Source organism: Streptomyces sp. NPDC026500 (genome assembly GCF_055567635.1).
Genome location: NZ_JBVHQB010000008.1, coordinates 305,302 through 325,068, shown reverse-complemented (window position 1 = coordinate 325,068; position 19,767 = coordinate 305,302). Strand labels below are relative to the sequence as shown.

The 19,767-nt window shown below is 70.7% G+C and carries 19 protein-coding genes and 1 riboswitch; of the genes, 10 read left to right on the top strand and 9 right to left on the bottom strand.

The window, feature by feature from the left end; translation table 11 throughout:
* Window position 1: 1 nt before the first annotated feature.
* The 5 genes from ACZ4N5_RS17535 to ACZ4N5_RS17515 all read left to right on the top strand — a co-directional run bounded on the left by ACZ4N5_RS17535 (window position 2) and on the right by ACZ4N5_RS17515 (window position 5,158).
* The gene (locus ACZ4N5_RS17535) at window positions 2–937 is read left to right on the top strand and encodes a lysophospholipid acyltransferase family protein (protein ID WP_467757942.1); all 936 of its coding nucleotides are present in this window, start codon (window positions 2–4) and stop codon (window positions 935–937) included.
* A 39-nt stretch (window positions 938–976) separates the two neighbouring features.
* Window positions 977–2,200, top strand: coding sequence for a MacS family sensor histidine kinase (gene macS, locus ACZ4N5_RS17530; RefSeq protein ID WP_467757941.1), 1,224 nt, complete (start codon window positions 977–979; stop codon window positions 2,198–2,200).
* Between the two features lie 73 nt (window positions 2,201–2,273).
* Complete coding sequence (locus ACZ4N5_RS17525; RefSeq protein ID WP_467757992.1) at window positions 2,274–2,921, top strand: response regulator; 648 nt, start codon at window positions 2,274–2,276, stop codon at window positions 2,919–2,921.
* 143 nt (window positions 2,922–3,064) lie between these two features.
* The gene (locus ACZ4N5_RS17520; RefSeq protein WP_467757940.1) at window positions 3,065–4,093 is read left to right on the top strand and encodes a 6-phosphofructokinase; all 1,029 of its coding nucleotides are present in this window, start codon (window positions 3,065–3,067) and stop codon (window positions 4,091–4,093) included.
* A gap of 69 nt (window positions 4,094–4,162) precedes the next feature.
* Window positions 4,163–5,158, top strand: coding sequence for a 2-hydroxyacid dehydrogenase (locus ACZ4N5_RS17515; RefSeq protein ID WP_467757939.1), 996 nt, complete (start codon window positions 4,163–4,165; stop codon window positions 5,156–5,158).
* On the opposite strand, the gene ACZ4N5_RS17510 is transcribed toward ACZ4N5_RS17515, so the two are convergent.
* Window positions 5,110–7,011, bottom strand: a complete 1,902-nt coding sequence (locus ACZ4N5_RS17510; RefSeq protein WP_467757938.1) for an anthranilate synthase family protein — start codon at window positions 7,009–7,011, stop codon at window positions 5,110–5,112. The two genes, ACZ4N5_RS17515 and ACZ4N5_RS17510, sit on opposite strands and share 49 nt — an antisense overlap.
* Window positions 7,012–7,120: 109 nt before the next feature.
* Complete coding sequence (locus tag ACZ4N5_RS17505; protein ID WP_101392327.1) at window positions 7,121–7,177, bottom strand: trp operon leader peptide; 57 nt, start codon at window positions 7,175–7,177, stop codon at window positions 7,121–7,123.
* 133 nt (window positions 7,178–7,310) lie between these two features.
* On the opposite strand from ACZ4N5_RS17505, the gene ACZ4N5_RS17500 reads away from it, so the two are divergent.
* From ACZ4N5_RS17500 to ACZ4N5_RS17490, 3 genes are all read left to right on the top strand, one after another.
* Entirely contained in the window at window positions 7,311–8,528 is a 1,218-nt protein-coding gene (locus ACZ4N5_RS17500; protein ID WP_467757937.1) for a glycoside hydrolase domain-containing protein, read from the top strand.
* A 130-nt stretch (window positions 8,529–8,658) separates the two neighbouring features.
* On the top strand, window positions 8,659–10,011 hold the full coding sequence (locus ACZ4N5_RS17495; protein ID WP_467757936.1) for a class II 3-deoxy-7-phosphoheptulonate synthase: 1,353 nt from the start codon (window positions 8,659–8,661) through the stop codon (window positions 10,009–10,011).
* Between the two features lie 161 nt (window positions 10,012–10,172).
* A complete protein-coding gene (locus tag ACZ4N5_RS17490) occupies window positions 10,173–10,460 on the top strand; it encodes a (2Fe-2S)-binding protein (protein ID WP_261706918.1) in 288 nt (95 codons plus the stop codon).
* On the opposite strand, the gene bfr is transcribed toward ACZ4N5_RS17490, so the two are convergent.
* The gene (bfr, locus tag ACZ4N5_RS17485; protein ID WP_467757935.1) at window positions 10,457–10,936 is read right to left on the bottom strand and encodes a bacterioferritin; all 480 of its coding nucleotides are present in this window, start codon (window positions 10,934–10,936) and stop codon (window positions 10,457–10,459) included. The two genes, ACZ4N5_RS17490 and bfr, sit on opposite strands and share 4 nt — an antisense overlap.
* 155 nt (window positions 10,937–11,091) lie before the next feature.
* On the opposite strand from bfr, the gene ACZ4N5_RS17480 reads away from it, so the two are divergent.
* Window positions 11,092–11,724 carry a sulfite oxidase-like oxidoreductase gene (locus ACZ4N5_RS17480; RefSeq protein ID WP_467757934.1) on the top strand — a complete coding sequence of 211 codons (633 nt, stop codon included), beginning with the start codon at window positions 11,092–11,094 and terminating at the stop codon, window positions 11,722–11,724.
* Between the two features lie 25 nt (window positions 11,725–11,749).
* Here ACZ4N5_RS17480 and ACZ4N5_RS17475 read toward each other — a convergent pair whose 3' ends face one another.
* The 6 genes from ACZ4N5_RS17475 to thiO form a co-directional block, all read right to left on the bottom strand.
* Window positions 11,750–12,295 (bottom strand): DUF4396 domain-containing protein, encoded by a 546-nt coding sequence (locus tag ACZ4N5_RS17475; protein ID WP_467757933.1) that lies wholly within the window; start codon window positions 12,293–12,295, stop codon window positions 11,750–11,752.
* Between the two features lie 105 nt (window positions 12,296–12,400).
* Window positions 12,401–13,270, bottom strand: a complete 870-nt coding sequence (locus tag ACZ4N5_RS17470; protein WP_467757932.1) for a deoxyribonuclease IV — start codon at window positions 13,268–13,270, stop codon at window positions 12,401–12,403.
* Between the two features lie 150 nt (window positions 13,271–13,420).
* Window positions 13,421–15,361 (bottom strand): Stk1 family PASTA domain-containing Ser/Thr kinase, encoded by a 1,941-nt coding sequence (pknB, locus tag ACZ4N5_RS17465; protein ID WP_467757931.1) that lies wholly within the window; start codon window positions 15,359–15,361, stop codon window positions 13,421–13,423.
* A 361-nt stretch (window positions 15,362–15,722) separates the two neighbouring features.
* Entirely contained in the window at window positions 15,723–16,517 is a 795-nt protein-coding gene (locus tag ACZ4N5_RS17460) for a thiazole synthase (protein ID WP_467757930.1), read from the bottom strand.
* A gap of 2 nt (window positions 16,518–16,519) precedes the next feature.
* On the bottom strand, window positions 16,520–16,720 hold the full coding sequence (gene thiS, locus ACZ4N5_RS17455; RefSeq protein WP_355850470.1) for a sulfur carrier protein ThiS: 201 nt from the start codon (window positions 16,718–16,720) through the stop codon (window positions 16,520–16,522).
* On the bottom strand, window positions 16,717–17,883 hold the full coding sequence (gene thiO / locus ACZ4N5_RS17450) for a glycine oxidase ThiO (RefSeq protein WP_467757929.1): 1,167 nt from the start codon (window positions 17,881–17,883) through the stop codon (window positions 16,717–16,719). Before thiO ends, thiS begins: the two co-directional genes overlap by 4 nt.
* Window positions 17,881–17,994: riboswitch (TPP riboswitch) on the bottom strand. Its footprint overlaps the gene before it by 3 nt.
* A gap of 486 nt (window positions 17,995–18,480) precedes the next feature.
* On the opposite strand from thiO, the gene ACZ4N5_RS17445 reads away from it, so the two are divergent.
* Entirely contained in the window at window positions 18,481–19,719 is a 1,239-nt protein-coding gene (locus ACZ4N5_RS17445; RefSeq protein WP_467757928.1) for an NAD(P)/FAD-dependent oxidoreductase, read from the top strand.
* The last annotated feature ends 48 nt before the right edge of the window (window positions 19,720–19,767 follow it).

The following is a 19,767-nucleotide window of genomic DNA, read 5'->3' as shown; positions in this document are numbered from 1 at the left end:
AATGAAGTTTTCCATCGGAGGGCCGCTGAAGCTCGCCTTCAGGCCCTGGGTGGAAGGCCTCGAGAACATCCCCGCCGAGGGCCCGGCCATTCTGGCGAGCAATCACCTGTCGTTCTCGGACTCGTTCTTCCTGCCGGCGGTCCTCGACCGCAAGGTGACCTTCATCGCGAAGGCCGAGTACTTCACGACCCCGGGCATCAAGGGCCGGATGACCGCCGCCTTCTTCAAGGGTGTCGGCCAGCTCCCGGTGGACCGTTCCGGCGCGCGCGGCGCGGGCGAGGCGGCCGTCAAGAGCGGCATAGACGTGATCGAGCGCGGTGAACTGTTCGGCATCTACCCGGAAGGCACGCGCTCGCCCGACGGCCGCCTCTACCGGGGCAAGCCCGGTGGCCTCGCGCGCGTGGCTCTCGCCACCGGCGCGCCCGTCATCCCCGTCGCGATGATCGACACCGAGAAGATCCAGCCGCCGGGCAAGTTGATGCCCAAGCTGATGCGTCCGGGCATCCGCATCGGCAAGCCGCTGGACTTCAGCCGCTACAGCGGCATGGAGCACGACCGGTTCGTGCTCCGCGCGGTGACCGACGAGGTCATGTACGAGATCATGAAGCTCTCCGGCCAGGAGTACGTCGACATGTACGCGACGGCCGCCAAGCGGCAGATCGCGGATGCGGCGAAGGCCGAGAAGGACGCGGAGAAGGCGGCCAGGGCGGCACTCGCCCAGGCCGCGAAGCAGGCGGCCGAGGAACAGGCCGACGAGCCGGCCGAGGATCAGGTGGCCGAGGAACAGGACGAAGAGCCGGCCGAGGATCAGGCGGCCGAGGAGGAGAACGAGGAGCAGGCTGTCGAGGGGCGTGTCGGCGAGCAGGCCGATCCGTCGAGCGGTCGGCAGGCCGCCGGGGAAGCCGGACCGGCCGACAGGCAACGGTCCGGCTCCTAGAAGCGTCCGTAGGGACGTCGGCAGCGTGGGGTGGGGGGCATGGCCAGGCGCGAGAGAGTCATGAGGATGTCGGTCGAGCAGCCGCTGTGGCGTGCGCTGACCGGGTACCGGGTGCTGACCGTTCTGTACGCGATCGGGCTCTTCGCCACCGCGTACGACAAGTTCGCCCGCCCCTGGGTGGCCGTCGGGTTCTTCGCGTTCCTGCTGGTCTGGACGCTGGCCACACTCCCCAGAGTCTCCGGGGCGGCCAACTGCACCAAGCGGTTCCTCGCCGCCGACCTCACCGTCGCGCTGGCCGGCATCATGCTCACCCGCGTCGCCGACTCGGCCTCGCGCATCGAATCGGGCGGCCCGACGCTGCCGTCGATATGGACGGCGGGCGCCGTCCTGGCCTTCGCGATCAAGGGCGGCTGGCGGTGGGCGGCCTTCGCCTCCACGCTCGTCGCCGCGGCCAACATCATCGAGCGCGGAGCCCCGACCCGGGACACCGTGCACAACGTGGTCCTCGTCTGGGTCGCCTCCATCGCCATCGGCTATGTCGTCGAGGTCGCCCGCGCCTCCGAGCGCACCCTCGCCCGCGCCCTGGAGATCGAGGCAGCCACCCGCGAACGCGAGCGGCTCGCCCGGGACATCCACGACGGCGTGCTCCAGGTCCTCGCCATGGTGCAGCGGCGTGGCAGCGCGCTCGGCGGCGAGGCCGCGGAGCTCGGCCGGATGGCCGGTGAGCAGGAGGCCGCGCTGCGCACGCTGGTGTCAGGCGGTCTGGTGCCCGTCTCACGGGTGTCGGAGGACGCCGCGCTCGGCGCGGTCGTACTGGCCGTCGACGAACCCGACGACGAGGATCCCGCGCGCCCCGTCGACCTGCGCGCCCTGCTCGCCCCGTACGCCACCGCGCGCGTGACCCTCTCCGAGCCCGGCGCGCCGGTGCCGCTCGACCCGCCCGTGGCGCGGGAACTGGCCGCTGCCGTCGGTGCCGCCCTGGACAATGTCCGCAAGCACGTGGGCGCGGACGCCCGTGCCTGGATCCTGGTCGAGGACGAGCCGGACGCGGTGATCGTGACGGTGCGCGACGACGGCCCGGGCATCCCGGAGGGGCGGCTCGCCCAGGCCGAGGGCGAGGGGCGGCTAGGGGTGGCGCTGTCGATCCGCGGCAGGCTGCGCGAGCTGGGCGGCGCGGCGGAGCTGATCTCGGTCCCGGGGCAGGGCACGGAGGTCGAGCTGAAGGTACCGAAGGACGTGCGGGGGAAGGCGACGACGCGATGACGAAGGCGACGGTACGGCGATGACGGGCGGGACGGCGGCGGAGCCGCGGGCGGGCGAGAACCTCATCAGGGTCATGGTGGTGGACGACCACCCCATGTGGCGCGACGCCGTGGCCCGTGACCTGGCGGCCGCCGGGTTCGACGTGGTCGCCACGGCGGGCGACGGCGAACAGGCCGTGCGCCGCGCGCTGGCGGTGGCGCCCGACGTCCTCGTCCTCGATCTGAACCTGCCGGCCAAACCCGGTGTCCAGGTCTGCAAGGAGCTGGTCGGCGCCAACCCGGCCCTGCGCGTTCTGGTCCTGTCGGCCAGCGGCGAGCACGCCGATGTGCTGGAGGCGGTGAAGTCCGGCGCGACCGGCTACCTCCTGAAGTCGGCGTCCGCGGAGGAGCTGACCGACGCGGTGCGCCGGACGGCCGTCGGCGACCCGGTGTTCACACCGGGCCTCGCGGGCCTGGTCCTCGGCGAGTACCGCCGGCTGGCCTCGGAGCCGGTCACGTCCACGGGTTCGGGCGAGCCGAGAGCCCCGCAGCTGACCGACCGTGAGACCGAGGTGCTCCGGCTGGTCGCCAAGGGCCTGAGCTACAAGCAGATCGCCGAGCGCCTGGTCATCTCCCACCGCACCGTCCAGAACCATGTGCAGAACACCCTGGGCAAGCTCCAGTTGCACAACCGCGTCGAGCTGGTCCGCTACGCCATAGAGCGCGGACTGGACGAGGCCTGACCCGGTCGCATGCCGCCCTTCGGGTGATCTGCACTGATCAACTGGCCGACAATTCACCGGAATAGACCTTCCGCACCATGCCGAAGTGACCTGGATCACTATTAGCGTGAGTCCGACAGCCACCCATGGCGAAGGGACTTTCCATGCGGGTCGGAGTACTGACCGGAGGCGGCGACTGCCCCGGGCTCAACGCCGTCATCCGGGGCATCGTCCGCAAGGGCGTGCAGGAGTACGGCTATGACTTCGTCGGTTACCGGGACGGCTGGCGGGGGCCGCTCGAAGGCGACACGGTACAGCTCGACATCCCCGCCGTGCGCGGGATCCTGCCGCGCGGCGGCACCATCCTCGGATCCTCGCGCACCAATCCCCTCAAGCACGAGAACGGCATCCGCCGGATCAAGGAGAACCTCGCCAAGCAGGAGGTCGACGCCCTCGTGGTGATCGGCGGCGAGGACACCCTGGGCGTCGCCGCGCGACTCGGCGACGAGTACGGCATCCACATCGTCGGCGTACCGAAGACCATCGACAACGACCTCTCCGCCACCGACTACACCTTCGGCTTCGACACGGCGGTCAACATCGCGACGGAGGCCATCGACCGCCTGCACACCACCGCCGAATCGCATATGCGCGTCCTCGTCTGCGAGGTGATGGGCCGTCACGCGGGCTGGATCGCCATCCACTCGGGCCTGGCCGGCGGCGCGAACGTCATCCTCATCCCCGAGCAGCGCTTCGACGTCGAGCAGGTCTGCGCCTGGGTGACCTCGCGCTTCAAGGCGTCGTACGCGCCGATCGTGGTCGTCGCCGAGGGTGCCATGCCCAAGGACGGCGACATGGTCCTCAAGGACGGCACGCTGGACTCCTTCGGGCATGTCCGGCTCTCCGGTGTCGGCGAGTGGCTGGCCAAGGAGATCGAGCGGCGCACCGGAAAGGAGGCCCGCACCACGGTCCTCGGTCACGTCCAGCGCGGCGGGACGCCCAGCGCCTTCGACCGCTGGCTCGCCACCCGCTTCGGCCTGCACGCCATCGAGGCCGTCCGTGACGGCGACTTCGGCAAGATGATGGCCCTGCGCGGCACGGACATCGTCCGTGTTCCGATCTCGGAGGCCACCGCCAAGCTGAAGACGGTCGACCCCAAGCTGTACGAAGAGGTCGGGGTCTTCTTCGGCTGACGGCGGCTCCTCTGCGGCTCCGGGGTATGGGTCGTATATTCGGCCCATACCCCAGAACGGGAGAAACCGGTGGAGATTCTGGCGTTCGGCGTCCAGTCCGACGAGAAGCCCTTGATCGAGAAGGCCTTCGCGGGACGCCACGAGGTCCGCTGCCTCGGCGTCTTCCTCACCGAGGACACCGCCCCCATCGCGGCCGGCTACGAGGCCATCTCCACCAGCGTCAACTGCGGCCTGGGGAACCGCGTTCTGCAGACCCTGGCGACCGGCGGCACCCAACTCGTCGCCCAGCGCTCCACCGGGTTCAACAACATCGACCTCGAGGTCGCCGAGCGCCTCGGCATGACGGTCGCCCGGGTCTCGTACTACTCGCCCTACTCGGTCGCCGAGTTCGCCTGGACCCTCGGCATGGCCGTCAACCGCCGTATCGTGCGCGCCGCCAACCGCACCCGCGACTTCGACTTCCGCCTCGACGGACTGATGGGCCGTGACATGCACGGCCGCACCGTGGGCGTCCTCGGCACCGGGAAGATCGGCGAGGCCTTCACCCGGATCGCCCACGGCTTCGGCATGAACCTGCTCGGGTGGGACATCGCCGAGAACCCGGCCTGCGTCGAACTCGGCATGAAGTACGTCTCCAAGGACCGACTCCTCGCCGAGTCCGACCTGGTCACCCTGCACGTGCCGCTGATGCCGCAGACCGAGCACCTCATCGACGCCGACGCCCTGCTCGCGATGAAGGACGACGCGATCCTGGTGAACTCCAGCCGAGGCGGCCTGATCGACAGCCAGGCCCTCGTCGCCCAGTTGCGCGAGGGCCGCTTCACGGGCGTCGGCCTCGACGTGTACGAGGCCGAGGCAGGGCTGTTCTTCCTCGACAAGTCCCTCGAAACCGTCGAGGACGACACCCTGGCCCGCCTGGTCACCTTCCCGAACGTCCTGGTCACCTCGCACCAGGCGTACTACACCGGCGACGCCGTGGGCCAGATCGTCGACACCACCGTCCGGAACGTCCTCGACTACACCGAGGGCCGCCGCTCGGAGAACGTGCTGGTGCCCCGCAGCTGACCCGTCAGCTCCCGTACGACCGTCGCGCCGTTCAGCGTCAGCACCGACTCCGGGTGGAACTGCACACCCGCGAACCCGGGACCGCGCAGCGCGTGCACCTCGCCGTTCGCGGCGCGGCTGACCTCGACGCCGTGCGCCCGCAGCTCCACCAGCGCGTCGTCGTCGCAGCGCGCCGCGAAGCTGTTGTAGAAGCCGACGGTCTCCGCCCGCCCGAAGAGGTCGATGCGGGTCTGCGCGCCCTGGTACGGCACGTCCTTGCGGACGATGTCCAGCCCCAGTTCGGCCGCGATCAGCTCGTGGCCGAGGCAGACACCGAGGACGCCGTGCCGGTGGCCCCGGAGCACCTCGGCGGTGAGCGTGCGCAGGAAGCGCATCTTGGGGTCCGCCGGATCGGAGGGGTCCCCGGGACCGGGGCCGAGGACCACCGGCCCCTCGTGCGCGAGGACCGCCTCGCGCAGCCCCGGTTCGTCGTACCGGCGCACGGTCACGTCGAGCCCGGACGACCGCAGCAGATGCGCCAGCATCGCGGTGAAGGTGTCCTCGGCGTCCACGACCAGCGCGTGCCCGGCGAGTTCCCGGGAGCGCTCCTGCATCCGCAGCCAGAACGGCGCCAGCGAGGCCCGCCGCCCGTCGAGCGATGCCCGCACCCGCGGATCGTCGCCCAGCTTCGGCCGTACGCCGTCCGGGCGCGGCCTGCCGGGCCGCACGCCCAGCGCCGCCAGCACGCCCGCCGCCTTGGCATGTGTCTCGGCGACCTCGCCCGCCGGATCCGATCCCCGTACGAGGGTGGCGCCGACCGGTACCCGCAGCCGGCCGGCCGCGTCGATGTCGGCGGTCCGGATGAGGATCGGGGAGTCGAGGGTCTGCGCCCCGGCCGTTCCCTCCGGCCCGTCCGCCGGCCGCCGTCCCACCAGCGCCAGCGCGCCCGCGTAATAGCCGCGCCCGCCGACCTCATGGCGCTCGATGACGCGGCAGGCGTTCTGGACCGGTGAGCCGGTGACGGTCGCCGCGAACATGGTCTCCCGCAGCACGTCCCGTACGTCCAGCGAGGAGCGGCCCCGCAACTCGTACTCGGTGTGCGCGAGATGGGCCATCTCCTTGAGCCGCGGCCCGATCACCACGCCGCCCATGTCGCCGACCGTGCACATCATCTTGAGCTCCTCGTCGACGACCATCGAGAGCTCCTCGATCTCCTTGCCGTCGGCGAGGAACGCGAGCAGGTCCTCGGGCGTCGGCCCCCCGGCCGGATAGCGGTAGGTCCCGCTGATCGGGTTCATCACGACCGTCCCGGCGGCCATCCGGACATGCACCTCCGGGCTCGCCCCGACCAGCGTCCGCTCCCCGGTGTGCACGACGAACGTCCAGTACGCGCCCCGCTCGCCGACCAGCAGCCGGCGGAACAGCGGCAGCGCGTCGGCCCGTCCGAACCCCGGGATCCGTCCCTCGTACGTCCGCCGGATCACGAAGTTGGCGCCCTCGCCGCGCCCGATCTCCTCGCGCAGCACCCGTTCCACGATCCGGGAGTACTCCTCGTCGCCGACGTCGAAGCCACCACCCTCGACCCGGACGTCGTGCGCCGGCAGCTCCGCCAGCGCCTGTCCGAGCGGCAGTTCGTGGCGCTCCTCGGGAACGAGCACCGAAAGCGGGGTGCCGTCGTCACGGACGTCGAAGCCGCGCTCCCGGATCTGCCGGAACGGGATCAGCGCGAGGCCCTCGTCGGGGATGTCGGCGAGGCGCTCCACCTCGCGCACCGGCCCCAGCAGCAGTTCCACCACATCGTGGTCGCGGCCCGGAGTCCGGCGGCGCAGGAGGGCGAAGGGACGGGGATCGTCCAGCAGGTCGAGCAGATTCATCGGTGCGGTCCTTCTCTCGAAGCGTGCATCTCGGAGAGGAACGACCCGGGTCCGCAAACACCGAAGGCCGCCCCTCGGGCGGCCTTCGCGAAGTCGTGTCTACGCGCAGTCAGTGGGCCGCCGGATGAGCGGTCCACCACCAGTTCTGGTTCGAATGCGCGAACATGCGCCGCACCTTACCCGACGCGGAGGGGCGGGCAACAGCGTGAACCGTTCCCGCATGGCGTTCCGACCGCCCGGTCACCGGCCATGGATGGCCAGACAGTCCGACCGTCCGAACCCACCGTGAAACGAGAGCCATGCACGCAGTCCGTTCACCCCAGAGCCGCCGGACCGGCGCCCGCGCCCTGACCGTGCTCCTCGCGGCAGCCGCCCTCGCCGCCGGACCGCTCGTCCCCGCGAGCTCCGCCCCGCGCCCGAGCGACGCCGAGGACCTCACCCAGGTCGCCTACCGCGGCTACATCTTCACCGTCCCCGACTCCTGGCGGATCGTGGACCTGAAGAAACATCCCGACACCTGTGTCCGCTTCGACCGGCACGCCGTCTACCTCGGCACCCCCGGCACCGACCAGAACTGCCCGGCCAGGGCCAGCGGCCGTACCGAGGCGCTGCTGGTCCAGCCCGCCCCCGTGGCCCCCAGGGCCGTCACCGAGAACCCGGTGGCCCGCACCTACCGGGCCACCGCCGACCGCATCGCCGTCACCGCGGCCTACGGATACGACCGCGCGCGCATCCAGGACGTCCTGAACAGCGCCGGACTGCCCGTCGCCGCCGCCCGGCGCGAGGAACCCGCGCAGCAGCGGGCTGCTGCCCCGCTGCCCAAGGACGCGACCTCCTTCCGCGGCGAGGGCTTCGACGCCTGCACCGCCCCGAGCCAGTCGGCGATGGACGCCTGGCGCGACGACTCCGGCTACGGCGCCATCGGCGTCTACATCGGCGGTCTCAACCGCGCCTGCGCCCAGCAGCACCTCACCGCCGACTGGGTGCGGACGCAGTACACGCGCGGCTGGCGGTTCTTCCCGCTGTACGTCGGCCGGCAGCCCTCCTCCGACGGCGGCAGCTGCGGGGGCGGCTGCTCGGCGATCACCAGCCCGGTGTCGCAGGGCACCGCGGCGGCCGACGACGCGGTCAAGCAGGCCGCCGCGCTGGGCTTCGCCAAGGGCACGGTGATCTACAACGACCTGGAGCACTACGAGCCGGGCGGAAAGGTCACCGACCAGGTGCTCGCCTACCTCGACGCCTACACCGTGCGCCTGCACGCACTCGGTTATCGCTCCGGCGCGTACGGCAACACCTCGTCCCTGGTGTCCGACCTGATCGCCAACCGCGGGGACGTCACTCTGCCCGACGTGATCCACTTCGCCCGATGGAACGGCGAGTCGACCACCTCCGACTCCTCGATGCCCCCGACGCTGTGGGGCAAGCACCAGCGCATTCACCAGTACGTGGGCGACACGACCGAGACCCACGGCGGTGTGAAGATCTCCATCGACCGCGACCGCCTCGACGTGGACTAGCGGATTGCCTTCCCGGGCTGCCGCGGCGACGTGTCGTATGGCCGCCCGGGGAGACGCCGATCGAGCGCGCTTCGTCTCAATTGATGAGCACGGGAATGGATGCCCGACACGACCCCGTAATGTTGTGGGGGTGACCGTGAACGCTAAGTCCAGCGCGAGCGCTGGCAACACCTGGCGAGACCTGCCCGCGGCGCAGCAGCCCGAGTACCCCGATGCCGAGGCTCTGCGCGATGTGATCGCGGACCTCGAGTCGTATCCGCCGCTCGTCTTCGCGGGCGAGTGCGACCAGCTGCGCGCCCGGATGGCGTCCGTCGCCAAGGGAGAGGCGTTCCTTCTCCAGGGCGGCGACTGCGCCGAGGCCTTCGACGCCGTGTCGGCCGACCAGATCCGCAACAAGCTCAAGACCCTGCTCCAGATGGGCGCCGTCCTCACGTACGCCGCCTCGGTACCGGTGGTGAAGGTCGGCCGGATCGCCGGCCAGTACTCCAAGCCGCGGTCCAAGGGCACCGAGACCCGCGACGGCGTGACCCTGCCGACGTACCGGGGCGACTCGGTCAACGGCTTCGACTTCAACGAGAAGGCCCGTATCCCGGACCCCGAGCGCCTGAAGCGGATGTACAACGCGTCCGCCTCCACGCTCAACCTGGTGCGTGCCTTCGCCACCGGCGGCTACGCCGACCTGCGCCAGGTGCACGCCTGGAACCAGGACTTCGTGAAGTCGTCCCCGTCGGGTCAGCGCTACGAGCAGCTGGCGCGCGAGATCGACAACGCGATGAACTTCATGCGGGCCTGCGGCACCGACCCGGAGGAGTTCAAGACCGTCGAGTTCTACGCCTCCCACGAGGCGCTGCTCCTCGACTACGAGTCGGCGCTCACTCGCGTCGACTCGCGTACGGGCCACCTGTACGACGTCTCGGGCCACATGGTGTGGATCGGTGAGCGCACCCGTCAGCTGGACGGCGCGCACATCGAGTTCGCGTCGAAGATCCGCAACCCGGTCGGGATCAAGCTGGGCCCGACGACGACGGCCGAGGAGGCGCTCCAGTACATCGAGCGCCTCGACCCGGACCGCGAGCCGGGCCGCCTCACCTTCATCGTGCGGATGGGCGCGGACAAGGTCCGCGACAAGCTGCCCGAGCTGGTCGAGAAGGTCACCGCCTCCGGCGCGACCGTGGCCTGGGTGACCGACCCGATGCACGGCAACACCTTCGAGGCGGCCTCGGGCCACAAGACCCGCCGCTTCGACGACGTGCTCGACGAGGTCAAGGGCTTCTTCGAGGTCCACAAGGGCCTCGGCACGCACCCGGGCGGCATCCATGTCGAGCTCACCGGTGACGATGTCACCGAGTGCGTGGGCGGCGGCGACGAGATCTTCGTCGACGATCTGCACCAGCGCTATGAGACGGCCTGCGACCCCCGTCTGAACCGCAGCCAGTCCCTTGACCTGGCGTTCCTCGTCGCCGAGATGTACCGCGACCAGTAGTAGATCAACAGGTGCGACGCCTGTTACCGGCACCTGAAGTGGGGCGCGGATCACATACGATCCGCGCCCCATGCCACTTTTGTGGTTCCTGTGTGACGGGTAAGGTTAGGTTAGCCTCACCGATCATCGGGACGGCACTACCCAGCGATTCCGGCGGGAAGGTGAACCGCGTGTACGTCTGCAGTTGCTTCGGGATCACCGAACAGCAGGTGAAGAAGCACGCGGAGAACGGTGCCTGTACTCCTCGGCAGATAGCCTCGGCCTCCAAGGCGGGCACGGACTGCGGTTCGTGCGTACGCCGGATCCAGGCACTGCTGGGCAGGGGCTCGTGTCCGCGCCGTGAGCTGGCCGACCAGGGCATGCCGGTGCTCTCCGACGTCCTCGGACAGGTCGAGGCCGGCCGGCGTGAGGCCGTCGAGTACGGGACCGCCGGGCGCGAGGCCGCCTAGCTCTCCGGCTGCTCGATGAGCTGTGCGATGTAGAGCGCCTCACCGAGCTTCTCGACCAGTTCCAGCTGGGTGTCCAGGTAGTCGATGTGGTGTTCCTCGTCCTCGAGGATCGACTCGAAGATGTTCGCGGACGTGATGTCGCCCTTCGTGCGCATCACCTCGATCCCGCGCTTGAGGCGGTCGATCGCCTCCACCTCCACCTGTCGGTCGGCCTGGAACATCTCGGTGACGGTCTGCCCCACCCGGACATGGAAGAGCCGCTGGTAGTTCGGCAGTCCGTCGAGGAAGAGAATGCGGTCGGTGAGTACCTCCGCGTGCTTCATCTCGTCGAACGACTCGTGCCGTGTGTACTTCGCTAGCTTCGTCCAGCCGAAGTTCTCCTGCATCTTCGCGTGCAGGAAGTACTGGTTGATCGCGGTCAGCTCACCGGTCAGCTGCTCGTTGAGGAATTCGATGACCTCGGGGTCGCCCTGCATCGCAGCGGCTCCTTCCAAGCGGGGGACTGGGCAGATTGCGCCGCATCTTTGCACCGGCACCGGAGAGCGTCCAGTAAGTGCATGCTTACTAGGAGTTGCCCGAATTCGCCCTGTGCTGGTCATGGGCACTGTTCCGGGTCTGTCAGGATGGAGTCATGGGTCAGCCGGTGGAGCGCGAATCTGGAGAAACAGCACAGTCGGAGCTTCCGCCGGGACAGCGACTTCAGCGCGGCTGGCCGGTCACGCACTACGGGCCCGTCCCCAAGTTCCGCCCCGAACGCTGGGAATTCAGGGTCTTCGGCGCCACCGCCGACGGCGGGAAGCAGTGCTGGACCCACGAGGAGTTCACCGCCCTCCCGTACGCCTCCGTCGTCGCCGATCTGCACTGCGTCACGAAGTTCAGCATGCTCGGGGCCGAATGGGGTGGCGTCCCCGCTCGTACGATCCTGGAGATAGCCCCGCCCGCACCCACGGTCACCCACGTGATGGTCTGGGCCGAGTACGGCTTCAGTTCGAACCTGCGCCTCGCGGACTTCGCCTCCGAGCGCACCATCTTCGCCACCCACAAGGACGGCGAACTGCTCACGGCGGAGCACGGCTTCCCGCTGCGCCTGGTCGTCCCGCATCTGTACGCGTGGAAGGGGCCCAAGTGGGTGCGCGGCATCGAGTACATGACCGCCGACCGCCGGGGCTTCTGGGAGGAGCGCGGCTACCACAACGTCGGTGACCCCTGGCGGGAGCAGCGCTACTCCTACCAGGAAGAGCCCGGGGACGGCCCCGAGCTCTGAATCCCGGCGTTCCTGTCCGGGTGCGTCAGTGGTGGTACCGGTGGACGACCGCGTGCCCCTTGCCCCGGCCGATCATCCACTTGTTGACGGGCGTCGTGACCGCGAAGGCGATCACCAGGGAGACGGCCAGCGAGAACCAGAAGAGCGCGTCGGCCAGCTTCGCGTCCATCGCGGCCGGCCACAGCACGATCACCCCGTTGTCGATCAGCTCCATCACGGCGATCGACAGCGTGTCCGCGGCCAGGGCCACCCGGAACGCCGTCCGGAAGTCGACTCCCGCCCTCAGGATGCCGCGCAGGGTGAGCGAGTAGCCGAAGAAGAAGGCCAGCACGATCGCGAGGACCGTCGTGGGCGTGTTTCCCCAGCCGAACGCCGTGCCGATCACCATGCCGAGCACTTCGCCGATGGCACAGCCGGTGAGGCAGTGCAGGGTCGCCCGCGCGGCCGTCGGCCAGGTCGCCCCGGCCGGCGCGTGCGCGTGTCCGTGCGCCTCGTGGTGCCCGTGCGCATCGACGGTGTGTCCCGTGTCCGGCGTGTGCCCCGCTTGCTGCGCTTGCGTCTCGTGCTGCATGAGTGGCCCCCAATGCCAGGTTGCGGTACCTGCTGCCTCTTAGGAACCGTATACCCCCCTGGGGTATTCCCTCTGGTGTCCGCGAAGCGCCGGGCGGTTCTGTCCTCATTCATCGCGGAGCTTCTTCAGCCGTTCCACATCGGCCGCGTGACCCTCCTTCCCGCCGGGCGTCTCGATGATCAGCGGTACCCCCTCCGTGGCGGGATGCGTCATCAGCGCGCGGAACGGGTCCTCGCCTATGTGGCCGGAGCCGATGTTCTCGTGGCGGTCCTTGTGTGCGCCCACCACGTCCTTGGAGTCGTTGGCGTGGATCAGCTTCAGCCGTCCCTCGCCGACGGTGTCGACCAGCAGATCGAGGGTCTGGTGCATACCGCTCGGCCCGGTCAGATCGTGGCCCGCCGCGAAGATGTGGCAGGTGTCGAGGCAGACGCCCAGCTTGGGGTGGGCGTCCAGGGCCTCGAAGTACGGTCCGAAGTCCCAGGTGCGGGAGCAGAGCGAGGCACCCTGGCCGGCCGTCGACTCCAGGAGGAGGAACGGGTCGTCGTCATGGGTCAGTTCGTCCAGCAGCGGCAGCAGACGGTCGCGCACCTGCTCCAGGGCGACGGACCGCTCCCGGCCGCCGGTGGCGCTCCCGGTGTGCACGACCACGCCCAGGGCGCCGATCTCCCGCCCGCGCCGCAGCGAGTGCCGCAGCGACTCCACCGACTTCTCGACCGTCGCCTCGGTGTGCGAACCGAAGTTGATCAGATACGGGGCGTGGACGTACGCGGGGATCGACCCGGCCGCGCAGCCGGCACGGAAGTCCTCGTCCTGCTTCGGATTCCCGGCGGGCGTCGCCCAGCCGCGCGGATTGGCGACGAAGACCTGGACGGTCTCGGCCGCGAGGTCGCGGGCGTAGGCCAGGCCGACGGAGTTGAGGCCGCCGGCCACGGGGACATGGCCGCCGACGGGGTTGCGGAGCTGCTCGCTGGTCACACCCATCAGGGTGTCACGCGCGGCTGAACGCCCCGCGGGCGGACCTCCCGAGCGGGCCTCACGGGCGGGCCCCACAAGTTGACCTCGCGGGCCTGGCGGGGGAGTGGCCTCCGAGCGGCTGCCCGTTCGGAGGCCGTACGTCGGGAGGGCTCAGCGGATCTGGATCGTGATCGTCGAGCCCTTGGGCGCCGTGTCGCCGCCGTGCACCGACTGCTTCTTGACCGTGTCGCCGAAGAGCCCGAGCAGTCCGCGGTCCTCATTGACCTCGAACCCGGCATCCTGCAGCGCCTTCTTCGCGTCGTCCACGTTGTCGCCCACGACGTCCGGGACCTCGACCATCTCGGGGCCCTTGGAGACCGTCAGCGTCACCGTGTCGCCCGTTGCGGCCTCGCGGCCCGCGCCCGGCGTCTGCTCGGCGACCTGGCCCCTGTCGAACTCCGAGGTGACCTGCTCCGCGGCGATCCTCACCTTCAGGCCCGCGCCTTCCAGTTGAGCGGTGGCGTCCTCGACCGACGAGCCGGTCACGTCGGGCAGCTCCACCGCGGCGCCCTTGCTGACGACGATCGCGATCGCCGAGCCCGAGTGCCGCGGGATACCCGCGCCCGGGTTCGTACTGATCACGAAGCCCTTGGCCACGTCCTCGCTGAATGCGCGGGTGACCATGCCCGCGGCGAGACCGTCGCCCTTCAGCACCTCCTGCGCCTTGAACAGCGCGAAGCCCTTCAGATCCGGCACCTTCACCGTCCTGGGGCCGTCGGAGATGACCAGCGTCACGGAGTCGTTGTCGCGGATCCGCTCGCCGACACCGGGATCGGTGCTGATGACAGTGCCGCGCTTCACGGTGTCGCTGTAGGCGTGCTTGACCCGCTTGACGTCGAGCCCGGCGCCGTGGAGCTGGGACGTGGCCTGCTTCTGCGTCTTCGCCAGGACCGGCGGGACCTTGGTGAACTGGCCCGAGTTGATGTACCAGACACCGCCCCCGAGGCCGAGCACCAGCACGATCGCGGCGACGACCATCAGAATCCCGCGCCGCGGACGTGTGCCCGGAGGCTGCGGCGGCATGGCCGGCGCGGCACCGAAGGGGCTGCTCTGCTCGAACCGGCTGGTCCGGTCGAGAGCGTTGTCGTCGTCGTTCACGGGCAGCGGACGGGGGACGGACAGCGAGCGCGGGATCACGCTCGTACGGTCGTCGGCGTTGTAGTGGCCCACGGACAGGGCACCCGGCGGCACCGCGTCGAGCTGCTCGGCGGTGAGGCCGGCCCGTGCTTCGAGGACGTGGCCGAGCAGCGCCACGGCGTCAGCGGGGCGGACCTCGGGATTGCGGGCCGTGGCCGCGGTGACCAGCTCGTCCAGCGGGTACGCCATGCCCGGCACGACGGCCGACGGAGGCGGCACGTCGGCGTGGAGGTGCTGGTAGAGAACCTGCGCGGGCGAGTCCGCGGTGTACGGCTTGGCGCCGGTGAGCATTTCGTAGAGGACGACTCCGCAGGCGTAGACGTCGACCCGGGTGTCGGAGGTGCCGTGCTCGATCTGTTCGGGCGCGAGGTACGACACGGTGCCGAGGACGGCGCCCGTCGTGCTGGTCACCGTGTCCACGGCGCGGACGAGGCCGAAGTCCGCGACCTTGACCCGGCCGTCGTCCCCTATCAGGACGTTCTCCGGCTTCATGTCGCGGTGCACGAACCCGGCGCGGTGGGCGGCGCCGAGGGCGGCGAGCACCGGCTCCAGGATGTCGAGCGCGGCCCGGGGCTGCAGGGCGCCGCGCTCGCGCAGCACGTCGCGCAGGGTGCAGCCGGCGATGTACTCCATGGCCAGATAGACGTACGACCCGTCCGCCCCCTGGTCGAAGACCTGGACCACATTGGGGTGCGCCAGCCGGGCCACCGACTTGGCCTCGCGGATGAACCGCTCGACGAACGAACCGTCGGCGGCCAGCGTCGGGTGCATCACCTTGAGTGCGAGCACGCGGTCGAGGCGGGTGTCCAGGGCCCTGTAGACCGTGGCCATCCCGCCGACCGCGATCCGTGCGTCGACGCGGTAGCGGCCGTCGAGCACGTGTCCGACAAGAGGGTCCTGAAGGGTCGTATCCACGCAGGTGAGTCTACGAGCCGCCACTGTCACGACGCCCCGTTCGGCGGATACCGGGGCCCGACTGCAGCCGAGCTGTGACGCACACCGCACGCGCGAAGATCCGTTCGTCGCACATATGTCCGATCAGATCCTGTTCGCCACCAGGCGACAACGGGACAACGTGCACCGTCGCGGGAGCGGCCCGCGACCGGCCGCGGCCTCCACCGCCGCGCGGTCCGCCCCAGGGCACTAGGTCCACGTCACGCGGGTCGCACCCGGAGCGCCGACACCGCACCCCCGCCGCACCGGCCGACGGCGAGCGCTTCCGCAGGAGACCCGCCGTCGGCCTCCGGCCGGAAACCGACGGCGTGCGGAGGGGTGATCAGAACGCCGGGCGCTCCGGGTCCAGCGCCGCCATGCCCTCGACGGGAGAGGACGCCGTGGCGAAGTGCCGCCGGGGGATGCGCCCCGCCCGCCGGGCCAGGCGCCCCGCCTCCACCGCGTGCCGCATGGCCTCCGCCATCAGCACCGGCTCCTGAGCCCGCGTCACCGCCGAGGCGAGCATCACCCCCGCGCAGCCCAGCTCCATCGCGAGCGCGGCGTCCGACGCCGTACCCGCCCCCGCGTCCAGGATCACCGGCACGCGCGCGTGCTCGACGATCAGCTGGAAGTTGTGCGGGTTGCGGATCCCGAGCCCGGACCCGATGGGTGAACCGAGCGGCATGATCGCCGCGCAGCCGACATCCTCCAGCTTGCGCGCCAGCACCGGGTCGTCGTTCGTGTACGGCAGCACGGTGAAGCCGTCGTCGACCAGCGTCTCCGCCGCGTCGAGCAGTTCGATCGGGTCGGGCAGGAGGGTGCGCTCGTCGGCGATGACCTCCAGTTTGACCAGGTCGGTGCCCAGCGCCTCGCGCGCCAGACGGGCGGTCAGCACGGCCTCACCGGCGGTGTAGCAGCCGGCCGTGTTCGGCAGGACGCGGATGCCGAGCCTGTCGAGCACCGACAGGACCGAGCCGTGCACGGAGGCGTCCACGCGCCGCATCGCGACCGTCGTCAGCTCCGTACCGGACGCCACCAGGGAACGCTCCAGCACGTCGAGGCTGGGCGCGCCGCCCGTCCCCATGATCAGCCGGGACGTATAGGACCTGCCACCGAGGACGAAGGGGTCGTCGGCCATGGTCAGCCTCCTTGGACGGCGGTGAGGACTTCGACGCGGTCGCCCTCGGTGAGGGAGGTGGACGACCACTGCGCGCGCGGGACGACGGTTTCGTTCAACGCGGCGGCCACTCCGGCCGGTGCCGGGGTGAGGGTCGCGACGAGCGCGTCGAGAGCGGTTCCCGCGGCGATCCGCTGCCGCTCCCCGTTGACGACGATGTTCATGCGGGCTGCTCCGTGAGGGCGTCGGCGCCGAAGCGCAGAGGGCTGAAGGGGCGGGCTTCGGCGGGGAGTTCGCCGGTGGTCAGGACGTGGGCCATCGCGTCACCGGTGACGGGCGTCAGGAGCACGCCGTTGCGGAAGTGGCCGGTGGCCAGCAGGAGTCCGTCCAGTGCCGTCGGGCCGAGCAGCGGTGCGTTGTCGGGTGAGCCGGGGCGCAACCCCGCGCGGGTCTCGGTGAGCGGCAGTTCGGTGATCCCGGGGACCAGCTCGTGGGCGTCACGCAGCAGCTCGTACACGCCGCCCGCCGTCACGGTGGTGTCCCAGCCCAGCTCCTCGCTGGTCGCGCCGACCACCAGCTCGCCGTTCTCGCGCGGCACCAGGTAGACGTGGCTGCCGCGCACCACGGCCCGCACGGTGCGACTGAGGAAGGGCGCGTACCGCTGCGGCACGGTCAGCCGCAGCACCTGTCCCTTGACCGGGCGCACCGGCGGCACGACGTCGTCGGGGACGCCCGCCAGGCGTCCGCTGAGGCTGCCCCCGGCGAGCACCACCTGGCCCGCGGTGAGTTCGGCGCCCTCCGTGGTGACCACTCCGGCGGCCCGGTCCCCCGCGACCGTCAGGTGCTCCGCCCAGGTCCGGTGCAGGACGACTCCGGCCCGCTCGCACGCCGTGACCAGGGCTCCCGCGAGGCGCCGCGGGTCGATCTGGTGGTCGCCGTCGACCCGAAGACCCCCGCGTACGCCGGGCGCGAGCATCGGCTCCAGACGGCGGCACTCACGGCCGCTCAGCCACTCCGACTCCAGCCCCGACCGGACCTGCAGAGCGTGCAGTTCCCGCAGATGGGCGCGGTCGTCGGCGTCCAGCGCGACGGCCAGCGTGCCGCACCGGCGGTAGCCGAGGTCCTGGCCGGTCGCCTCGGTCAGCTCGGCGACGAAGTCCGGATAGCGGCGCGCGGAGGCCAGGTTGAGGCCCAGCAGGGTCTCCTCGCCGAAGTGCAGTTCGGTGACGGCGGCGAGCATTCCGGCCGCGACCTGGGCGGCCCCACCGCCCGGCCCGGGGTCGACGAGCGCGGTGGTGAACCCGCGTTGCGCGGCCCGCCAGGCCGTCACCAGACCGATGATTCCGCCCCCGATGACGAGGACGTCTGACGAACGTGCAGGCGACATGGGCGTCCAGCCCCTCCCTTCGCCGGCATGACCCGGATCAGGTTCGTACGGTCGGAGGCCGCTCCAGCCTCCCTCTCAGCCCGCTGCGTCCGGGCTCCCGCGAGTGCTTTACGTTGGCCACCCTAGCCCGCCCCGCTCCGTCTCAGTAAGGGAGCCTCCGCCCGTGGCGCGACCGCTCGACGGCCTTGTCCTCGCCCCCGTCGCCGACCAGGCACCGGGCCAGGTGGGCACCCGCACCCGGTTCGCGTACCACGAGCAGGACGGCACGGTCAAGGAGCGGCGTACAGCCGCACGACCCTTGGCAGCTCGCTACGCTCGCGCGGCAACGCCCTGGACTCCGACGGCCGTTGGCCCCTGCGAAAAACAGCCTCCTTACCGGGCCCTGATCTCTGCCGGGGGGCTGCACGAGGAACCGGCGCGGGTGGTCTCTTCGTCGTTCCGCAGCGTTCAGCGTCCGCAGCTCTCCCCTTGCTAAGAGTCGCTGTGGGCTGCGGAAAAAGCGCTCTTAGTGACTCGGGGTTACCGGACGCTGCGGAAGGGACGCCGCGTACCCCATTTGCAGGTAAGCGGTACCTGTCAGGTGTCTATGGTGATCAGGTGAGCGAGCAGACGCAGGCACAGTCTCAGTCGCAGGGGCCCACGGCACGGCGGGTCGTCGTGGTGGGCGCGGGCATGGCCGGAGTGCAGACCGCGGTCGCCCTGCGCGAGCAGGGCTTCACGGGCACCGTCACGCTGATCGGCGCGGAGCCGCATCAGCCGTACGACCGGCCCCCGCTGTCCAAGGCCGTCCTGCTGGGCAAGGCCGAGGGCTCCGCCTTCGACATCGACTTCGAGGCCCTGGACATCGACCTCAGGCTGGGCCGCGAGGCGCTCGGCGTGCGTCCCGGCGACCACGAACTGGACACGGCCGCGGGACCCGTCCCGTACGACGTCCTGGTCGTCGCCACCGGCGCCGAACCGATCCAGCTGCCGGGCGCCGAAGGCGTGCCCGGGGTGCACCTGCTGCGCACCCTGGACGACGCCGACCGGCTGCGTCCCGTTCTCACCCAGCAGCACGACATCGTGGTCGTCGGCGCGGGCTGGATCGGCGCCGAGTTCGCCACGGCGGCGCGTGAGGCGGGCTGCGTGGTCACGGTCGTCGAGGCCGCCGACCGGCCGCTCGCCGGAGCACTGCCCGCCGAGGTGGCCGCGCCGATGACCGCCTGGTACGCGGACAGCGGGGCCACGCTGCGCACCCACGCGCGCGTGGAGCGCATCGAGCCGGGCGCGGTGATCCTGGACGACGGCTCCCGGGTGCCCGCGGACGCCGTCGTGGTCGGGATCGGGGCGCGGCCCGCGACCGCCTGGATCGCCGGCTCCGGCATCGAACTCGGCGCCCACCGCGAGATCGTCGCCGACGACCACCTGCGCACCTCCCTGCCGGACGTCTACGCGGTCGGCGACTGCGCCTCCTTCCCGTCGGGACGCTACGAGGACCGCCTCCTCGTCCACCACTGGGACAACGCCCTCCAGGGCCCGCGCACGGTCGCCCTGAACATCGTCGGAGAGGCACCCGCCGCCTACGACCCCGTGCCGTACTTCTGGTCCGAGCAGTTCGGCCGCTTCGTGCAGTACGTCGGCCACCATGCGCCCGCCGACACCCTGGTGTGGCGCGGCGACTCCTCGGGCGCCTCCTGGTCGGTGTGCTGGCTCCGCGAGACACGTCTGGTCGCCCTCCTGGCCGTGGGCCGTCCGAGGGATCTCGCCCAGGGCCGCCGGCTCATCGAAGCGGGCGCACGCATGGATCCGCAGCTGCTCGCGGACCCGTCGAGGCCGCTGAAGGGTGCTACGGCCTGATCCGTCACCCCAGGTCGGACGCCCTTGGCTTCCGACTGTCGGTCCGGG

Bases quoted from the DNA above. Each gene is read 5' to 3' on its own strand.
- ACZ4N5_RS17535 (WP_467757942.1), top strand. From the start codon at position 2: ATGAAGTTTTCCATCGGAGGGCCGCTGAAGCTCGCCTTCAGGCCCTGG.
- macS (WP_467757941.1), top strand. From the start codon at position 977: ATGGCCAGGCGCGAGAGAGTCATGAGGATGTCGGTCGAGCAGCCGCTG.
- ACZ4N5_RS17525 (WP_467757992.1), top strand. From the start codon at position 2,274: ATGGTGGTGGACGACCACCCCATGTGGCGCGACGCCGTGGCCCGTGAC.
- ACZ4N5_RS17520 (WP_467757940.1), top strand. From the start codon at position 3,065: ATGCGGGTCGGAGTACTGACCGGAGGCGGCGACTGCCCCGGGCTCAAC.
- ACZ4N5_RS17510 (WP_467757938.1), bottom strand. From the start codon at position 7,011: ATGAATCTGCTCGACCTGCTGGACGATCCCCGTCCCTTCGCCCTCCTG.
- ACZ4N5_RS17500 (WP_467757937.1), top strand. From the start codon at position 7,311: ATGCACGCAGTCCGTTCACCCCAGAGCCGCCGGACCGGCGCCCGCGCC.
- bfr (WP_467757935.1), bottom strand. From the start codon at position 10,936: ATGCAGGGCGACCCCGAGGTCATCGAATTCCTCAACGAGCAGCTGACC.
- ACZ4N5_RS17480 (WP_467757934.1), top strand. From the start codon at position 11,092: ATGGGTCAGCCGGTGGAGCGCGAATCTGGAGAAACAGCACAGTCGGAG.
- ACZ4N5_RS17475 (WP_467757933.1), bottom strand. From the start codon at position 12,295: ATGCAGCACGAGACGCAAGCGCAGCAAGCGGGGCACACGCCGGACACG.
- ACZ4N5_RS17460 (WP_467757930.1), bottom strand. From the start codon at position 16,517: ATGGCCGACGACCCCTTCGTCCTCGGTGGCAGGTCCTATACGTCCCGG.
- thiS (WP_355850470.1), bottom strand. From the start codon at position 16,720: ATGAACATCGTCGTCAACGGGGAGCGGCAGCGGATCGCCGCGGGAACC.
- thiO (WP_467757929.1), bottom strand. From the start codon at position 17,883: ATGTCGCCTGCACGTTCGTCAGACGTCCTCGTCATCGGGGGCGGAATC.